The organism is Desulfosarcina sp. (genome assembly GCF_055467485.1).
This window is the reverse complement of the sequence record NZ_JBUOIV010000110.1, coordinates 1-7049: the sequence shown is the minus strand read 5'-3', so window position 1 is coordinate 7049 and position 7049 is coordinate 1. Positions and strand designations below refer to the sequence as shown.

Below are 7049 nucleotides of genomic sequence, written 5' to 3'. Positions count from 1 at the left end.
GCATCCCGTCGGGGTTTATCGAGATGAACCGCAAGGCGCTGGAGCTGGGCCTGGACATGGGCCAGGGCGTCAAGTGATGCCCGAAGCCGGAAGACGGAGCGCTGAGGTCGGAAGACGGATAATCCACCTCGGGCCTCGGGTCTCAGACCTCGGGCATCGGACTTCCGGTCTCAGACGACGTCGTCCACGCTTGACCCGTCACCGTAGACGGTTTCGACCCTGAACCGGGGGCAAGGGACCGCCCATCATATACAAGGAGTTCTCACCCCCTGACGGACGATCCTTCCATAGCAACAGCTGCGTCCTCCAGCTTGCCTGCCACCCCGGCAGGGTTATACGTTCATGTCCCTTTCTGCCGGGCCAAATGCCCGTACTGCGATTTCTACTCCATCACCGACCCTGGTTCGATCACGGCGTACACCGAGGCCCTGCTGGCCGAGCTGAACCTGCGTCGGCAGCGGGTCCCCCGTGCGGACACCATCTATTTCGGCGGCGGGACGCCGTCGATCCTGACGCCGCTTCAGATTGCGCAGGTTCTCGAAGCCATCCATTCCTGTTTTTCTGTAGCAACCGGTGCGGAAATCACCCTGGAAGTCAATCCGGAAACCGTGACCCCGGCGTCTTTGGCCGCCTACCGGGCGGCCGGCATCAACCGGCTCAACATCGGCCTGCAGTCGCTCGATGACCGGACCCTGGCTTTTCTGGGTCGGATTCACACGGCTCAAAAGGGCGTCGATGCATACCGCTGGGCCCGGGCGGCCGGGTTCGACAACATCGGGCTGGACCTGATCTACGCGGTTCCCGGGCAGACCCGAAGCCGCTGGGAAGCGGAGATGGCAGGCGTGGTCCGGCTGGCACCGGATCATCTTTCCTGCTACACCCTGACGATGGAGCCGGGCACGCCCATGGCGCAGCAGGTGCAAGACGGGCAGGTCCACCCCCTGGACGAGGAGACCGCCGGGCGTCTGTTCTCTGCCACCGCCGCCTATCTGAACCACCACGGTTACCGCCAGTACGAAATATCCAACTTCTCCCGCCATGCCGCCGGGGATACCGCCGACCGGCGCTCCCGTCACAACCGTAAATACTGGACCGCTGCACCGTACCTGGGGTTCGGGCCGGCCGCCCACAGTTTTCGGGACCGCACGCGCTGGTGGAATCATCGGTCCCTGAGCGATTACCTGGCGGACCTGAAGGCCGGCAGACTCCCCGTGGCGGAAACGGAAAGGCTGACCCGCGAACAACGCATGATGGAATTCGTCTACCTCGGGCTGCGGCAGACGGACGGCATCGATACGGTTGACTTCGCCTCACGTTTTGACGCCGGGTTCTTTGACTGCTTTGGATCGGAGGTGAGACGACTGATCGACGAGGGTCTGGTGGCACAGTCGTCAGGACGGATTTGCCTGTCCCATCGGGGCATGCGATTTATTGAGCATGTCGCCGATCGGCTGCTTAGTTGAAGCCGGGTTCAGGGATCATCAGAGTTCAAGGTTTTTAGTTCTCAGTCCTCCGAACTCTGTCTTCCGATCTCCGATTATGTCGACAGTGTCTTGATCAATTGTCCGATGTAGAACCGGGCATGGCTGATGGGGGCCGCCATGTTGGCCCGGTGGTTGGCGAAGATACTGCTCAGGTCGCGGTCCAGAACGATCCACGGGTCCATTTCCGCGGCCCGCTGGCAGGAGATGATGGCGTGGTGCAGCAGTTCGGTCGCGTTGCGTGACTCCAGTGTGATGAGAAAGTCATGGTGAATGGCCTCCAGCACCGTAGCCATGGAACTGGCCACCCCCTGGGTGTAGAAAAAGTAGTTGTCCACGTCAAACATGCTTATGGGCGTGCCGTCATCGTAGGTCTCTTTTACCAGGTTCTCGTCGCAGCTGCCCAACAGGTCTTCAAACGAGGCCAGCAGCGGAATCAGGTTGTCCGCACGGGTGTAGAAGGTGGCCTTGCCGGCCTTGAGCTTTTCGAGGTAGGCCTGCAGTTCCTCCAGTCCTTCCTGGTACTTCGATTCGGCGGAGGGAAACCAGTAGCTGCTGGCTTTGACCATGAACCAGTTCATGGCATCTTCCAGATTGGGATCCAAGGAATCGGTGACGCCGGTTCGGGAAATGCGTTCGGCCAGGGCCACCACCGTGCGCCGGGTCACTTCCAGCACGCCCAACTGGAATGTGTTGACGTTGTCCGTGAATTCGATGATATCGTTGGGTCGCCATCCCCACCAGCGTTCTTCCAGTTCGTAGCTCAAGGGTTTGATGGTCGCCTCGACGAATGCGACGCCCTTTGGCGTGGGTTTGTGCACCGGGGCGGCCGTGGTCGGCATGGCGTGCCCGGCGGCACCCTGTTTCGCGGCAGGTTGGCTGGCGGCGCCGTGACCGCCTGTCTGTGCGCTGTGGTCGGCAGCAGCCACCGGCTGCTGGTGCGGTTCCGGTTGTCGGGCGGGCGCCGCGCCTGTCGCTTTTGCCGGGGTCCCATGGGCGGCCGATTGGCCGGTCGCGGGGGCCGTGTGGCTGCCGTCGGCTGTCTGGGCGGTGGTCACTACATGCGTGGTGGGGCCCTGTCCCGCTGCGCCGGTCCTGGTGGGTGCCCCATGGTCAGCCGCGGCAGTGGTGTGGCCTTTGGCAGCGGGGTCCGCTGCAGGCGGGTGTTCCGCCAGCGTCGATTTGCTCCGGTCGTCGCTGCCGGCAGGTGAATCGAGCTGGCGTACGGCCGTTTCATCTGATGACGGGCCTTGCGGCGTGCCGAAGATAATGGAAAGGGCCCACAGGATAATTACTGCTATGGCGATGCCGCCGATGATGCGCGGGGTCGCAAATTTCCTGAACTCGAATCCCTTGGCGTTTTTTTCCATGGCTGCTCCGTCTTCGAAATCGTGCCGGCCGGCTGGAGTTGTCCGCCGGATCTGGTATTAGGGCTGTGTTATTGGCGTTTCCTGAGTTTCCGGATGTCCCCCACCCGGATGGTGACATTGGTGGCGTCGAAATGCTCGATCAAAGGTATCACATATTTGCGGGAAGCTCCAGTCATATCCTTGAACGCCGGCGTGGATATCTCACCGTTTTCCAGGATATAGGCCACCAGTTCGTCTTTCAGGTTTTCGATGGTCGCCCGGTCATAGTAGAGATCTTCCTTCACCTTGACCAGCACCCCCTCGCCGACCAGCAGTTCCAGGACACCCTTGGCCGACTTGGGGTCCACATCCAGGTCCTTGACGACCTCCCTGAAATAGGGCGGCGTCAGCCCGCTTTTTCTGTAGATGTCTATGATCTGCTGTTTCGAGGCCTTCTGGTCCACCTGAAGGGATACGGTGTGCGAAGCCAGCCGGACCGTGTCGTCCTCGAGGACCAGTTGCCTGTCCTTGATCATCCGGTTGAGCACCAGGGTGAAGAGCTTGCCGCCGGCCTGCCGGGGAAACTTCGACTTCAACTCCTCCTTGGAGATACCCGTCTTGAGCGGATTGCTGCCGTGGTAGCGTTCGAGCACCTCCTGGCTCAATTGCCTCAGACTGTCGAAGACGTCGAGGTGGATATAGGTGCGGTTCTCTTTGTCAACCAGCAGGATGGCCTGGCTGTTGAGCAGGGTGCCGATAACGGCATCCAGGGCCTTTGCCGGCAGATTGGTCATCAGGAGCAGTTCGTCGAAGGTGACGCCGGCCGGGCCGGCCGTGCGCGCATGGTAGTCGATGATGCCTTCGGGCGCGGCATCGACCAGGCTCATCAGGCCCTCGATGATCTCTTTTTGAAACCGTTTGTGCTTGACGGGAATGGGGTTGAGCAGCTTGCCGCCGCCGATGGTGCGCACCGGGGAGTAGCTGCGGATCACGAACCGGTCGTCGCGGATCAGGCTGACCGGTTCGTCCAGGCGGACCTGTGCCGGACATGTCTCTCCGGGCGCCAGCTCGTCACGGTCCAGCAGGATCAGGTTGCCCATGGTTTCGCTGGTGCCGGTGTGGAACCTGACCTGGGTCCGGCTCTTGATGGGCTTCTTGTTGCTGGAGAGAAAGTGGAGCTCCAGATCCACCATGTAGCTGGGCATCAGGGTTTTTTCGCGGGCCAGGATATCCCCGCGGTTGATGGCGGTCTTCTCCAGGCCCTGGAAGTTGATGGCGGTGCGCATGCCGGCTTCGGCGAACTCCCGGCTCTGGTTGTGAACCTGGATGCCCCTCACTTTGGAGGTGGTTTTGCCGGGATAGATCATGATGGTGTCCCCGACGTTGACCCGGCCGGAAATCAGGGTGCCGGTGATCACTGTGCCGAAGCCTTTCATGGAGAAAACGCGGTCCACGGGAAGCCTGAAAAGACCCGTGGTGCCGCGCTCGGGAACCCCTTCGCACAAGGTGTCCAGTACTTCGATAAATTGGGGGATGCCGTCTCCCGTAGCCGAGGAGACCGGTACGATGGGCGCTTCTTCGAGAAAGGTGCCCACCGTAAAATCCCGGATATCTTCGGTGACCAGCTCCAGCCACTCGTCGTCGACCATGTCGATCTTGGTGAGCACCACCATGCCGTGCCTTACGCCCAGTAGGGCGCAGATCTCCATGTGCTCGCGCGTCTGGGGCATGACCCCTTCGTCGGCGGCAATGACCATGCAGACGATGTCGATCCCCGTGGCGCCGGCGACCATGTTCTTGACGAACTTTTCATGACCGGGCACGTCGACGATGCCCAGGTGCCGGCCGCTGGGAAGGTCCAGGGAGGCAAAGCCCAGTTCGATGGTGATGCCGCGTTTCTGCTCTTCCTTGAGCCGGTCGGTGTTGGTCCCGGTGATGGCCTTGATCAGGCTGGTCTTGCCATGGTCAATGTGTCCGGCGGTGCCGAGAATAATCTGTTTCACGATCGATGCGCTCCAGCGGTTTGCAAGAAAAAGTTTAACGTTTCAGGTAAAGCATGGTGAACATAAAATTTATTGCACTTCAGACGGTTGCGTAAAAAAGTTCGAGATCAAGGCTTGCGAGCCGCGAAAGCGAGCTTGAACGAGCGAACAGGAAATCGACATTTATCGTTGCGGCGAACCTTAACGTTCCATCTCGAGAATACCGCTATCGCGGGTGCCGAAGGCAGCATACTGAGCGCACGCTGCAGTGACGAGGGGTGAAGCGTAACGCAGAAATCGGGCTTTTTACGCGATCGTCCTTTCATGATTTTTTGCGGTTTCTGAGGTACTCCGCAAAATAGGCCAGCCCCACGAGGATGATGCCCAATCCGGCGACATAGATGATGTTGAACTCGGGAAAAAACATGCGCGAGAGGATCACGGCAAAACCGGCCCCCAGGATGGCCCTGATGATGAAGATGTGAAACTGGGTCAAGATGCTACCTCTTTCCGGATCAAGTGGTTCAGCAAGCTGTTTTTGATGAAGCGTCAGGGTATATTAGAAGGCCGATCAGGTCAATACTTATGGGGAACACATTGGTTTTTCAATATCTTAAATCCCGCCACCGAATCCCTTGGAATCGCGTGACAAGGATCGGCCGACTTTTTACATCCCTCTGAAAATTTAAGTTGAAATGGGACAGGTGATCTGTTAGGGAAAGGGTTCTTATGGTGGGTGTAGCTCAGTTGGCAGAGCATCAGGTTGTGGCCCTGAGGGTCGTGGGTTCAAGTCCCATCACTCACCCCATAAAAATCAAAAGGCCGCTGCAACGTATGTGTTGCAGCGGCCTTTTTTGTTCAGCCAACCGTTGGGTTTAAAACGTGCGAACCTCCCCCGGCTGCATGACGATGAGGTCGGTGGCAAATCCGCCCAGGCTTTTTTTCAATTGCTGCGGGGTGCCTTTGAGCGGCGCGAATGTGCCGTAGTGCATGGGCACCACCTTTTCCGTCTTGAGGTAATTTTTAATGGCGAAGGCCGCGTGATCCGGGTCCATGGTGAAGTGGCCGCCGATGGGCAGCAGCGCCAGGTCGGGCTTGTAATAATACCCGATAAAGGCCATGTCGCTGAACACCCCCGTGTCGCCGGCGTGGTAGATCGTAAAACCGTTTTCCAGTTCGATGATATAGCCGCAGGGTTCGCCACCCGGGTGGACGGTTTTTTCCTTGCTATCCGGGTCGGTGTGGACGACATCCGAACTGTGCTCCGCGTGAACCATGGTAATCCGAATGCCATCGCCCAGCGGCATGATCGGGCCGCTCTTGTTGAAGCGAATCAACCGTTCGTAAGGCACCCATCCCAGGGATGCAAAGGTGTGCCCCATGTCCGCGTTCAGGGCCACTTTGGCCCCGTAGGTTTCGGAGATTTTGGCGGTGTCGCCCACGTGATCACCGTGTCCATGGGTGACCAATACCAGGTCCACCTGTTTGAGCTTGCTCAGGTCTTTGAGTTCTTCAGGTGTCTTGGGGTTTTGGGTGATGAAGGGGTCGATCAGGATAACCTTGCCGCCCGGCGTCGTGATTTTAAAAGCCGCCTGGCCGAACCACTGGATTTCAAATGCATGGGCCGGCGAGACGTTCAGCACCGCGAGGACGGCGATAACCAGTATGTATGGGTACAATCGTTTTTTATTTGTCATGGGTGTCGCTCCCTATATTGTTTGTATTGTGTCAAATCAATTTCGACCAACAATGGCCATAATGGTAAGCGTTTAACGGCGATTGTCCATATTGCAGATGGTGGAGGGCAGTTTCGCCAGCCTCGAATTGAGTTTGTTCGGCGACAGCAGGTAGGATGCGGATGCGATTTGCGGATTTTTATAACTAAGAATTGAAATTTATGCTGGAAATGGGTATTGAGGGGATAGTTTGCTGTGAACCAATGTGAAGCCATTGGCCAAATATGGAAACACGCGCCCGTAGCTCAGCTGGATAGAGCGCCGGACTTCGAATCCGTAGGCCGGGGGTTCGAATCCCTCCGGGCGCGCCAATGATATCAGCGGGTTATGGCACATTTTTGGTTAGCCCTTTTTTGCATTAAAATCGGCAATTGTGCCCGGAATTGTGCCCACGATTGATTCTAGGTAGGCTTGTTGACGTTGCGCTGCAAGCTTCAAATCGGCATCGCTAACTATGTTATAGCGGTCGAAAACCGATCTTGTTTTGTGACCCGAGATCAT

General features: G+C 58.2%; 5 protein-coding genes and 2 tRNA genes. 3 read left to right on the top strand and 4 right to left on the bottom strand.

Going from position 1 to position 7049, the window contains the following annotated elements; genetic code table 11:
- Window positions 1-311: 311 nt before the first annotated feature.
- Window positions 312-1463, top strand: coding sequence for a radical SAM family heme chaperone HemW (gene hemW, locus ACZCED_RS24395; RefSeq protein ID WP_464862044.1), 1152 nt, complete (start codon window positions 312-314; stop codon window positions 1461-1463).
- Between the two features lie 74 nt (window positions 1464-1537).
- Here the strand turns inward: hemW and ACZCED_RS24390 are convergent, their stop codons facing one another.
- The 3 genes from ACZCED_RS24390 to ACZCED_RS24380 form a co-directional block, all read right to left on the bottom strand.
- A complete protein-coding gene (locus ACZCED_RS24390) occupies window positions 1538-2851 on the bottom strand; it encodes a DUF2333 family protein (protein WP_464862043.1) in 1314 nt (437 codons plus the stop codon).
- 68 nt (window positions 2852-2919) lie between these two features.
- A complete protein-coding gene (gene selB / locus ACZCED_RS24385) occupies window positions 2920-4833 on the bottom strand; it encodes a selenocysteine-specific translation elongation factor (protein ID WP_462970018.1) in 1914 nt (637 codons plus the stop codon).
- Window positions 4834-5134: 301 nt separating this feature from the next.
- Window positions 5135-5308 carry a hypothetical protein gene (locus tag ACZCED_RS24380; RefSeq protein ID WP_462970017.1) on the bottom strand — a complete coding sequence of 58 codons (174 nt, stop codon included), beginning with the start codon at window positions 5306-5308 and terminating at the stop codon, window positions 5135-5137.
- A gap of 236 nt (window positions 5309-5544) precedes the next feature.
- Here ACZCED_RS24380 and ACZCED_RS24375 point away from each other — a divergent pair.
- Window positions 5545-5620: transfer RNA gene (locus tag ACZCED_RS24375), tRNA-His, on the top strand.
- Between the two features lie 67 nt (window positions 5621-5687).
- On the opposite strand, the gene ACZCED_RS24370 is transcribed toward ACZCED_RS24375, so the two are convergent.
- Complete coding sequence (locus ACZCED_RS24370; protein ID WP_464862042.1) at window positions 5688-6509, bottom strand: metal-dependent hydrolase; 822 nt, start codon at window positions 6507-6509, stop codon at window positions 5688-5690.
- A gap of 273 nt (window positions 6510-6782) precedes the next feature.
- On the opposite strand from ACZCED_RS24370, the gene ACZCED_RS24365 reads away from it, so the two are divergent.
- Window positions 6783-6859, top strand: a tRNA-Arg gene (locus ACZCED_RS24365).
- Window positions 6860-7049 lie beyond the last annotated feature (190 nt).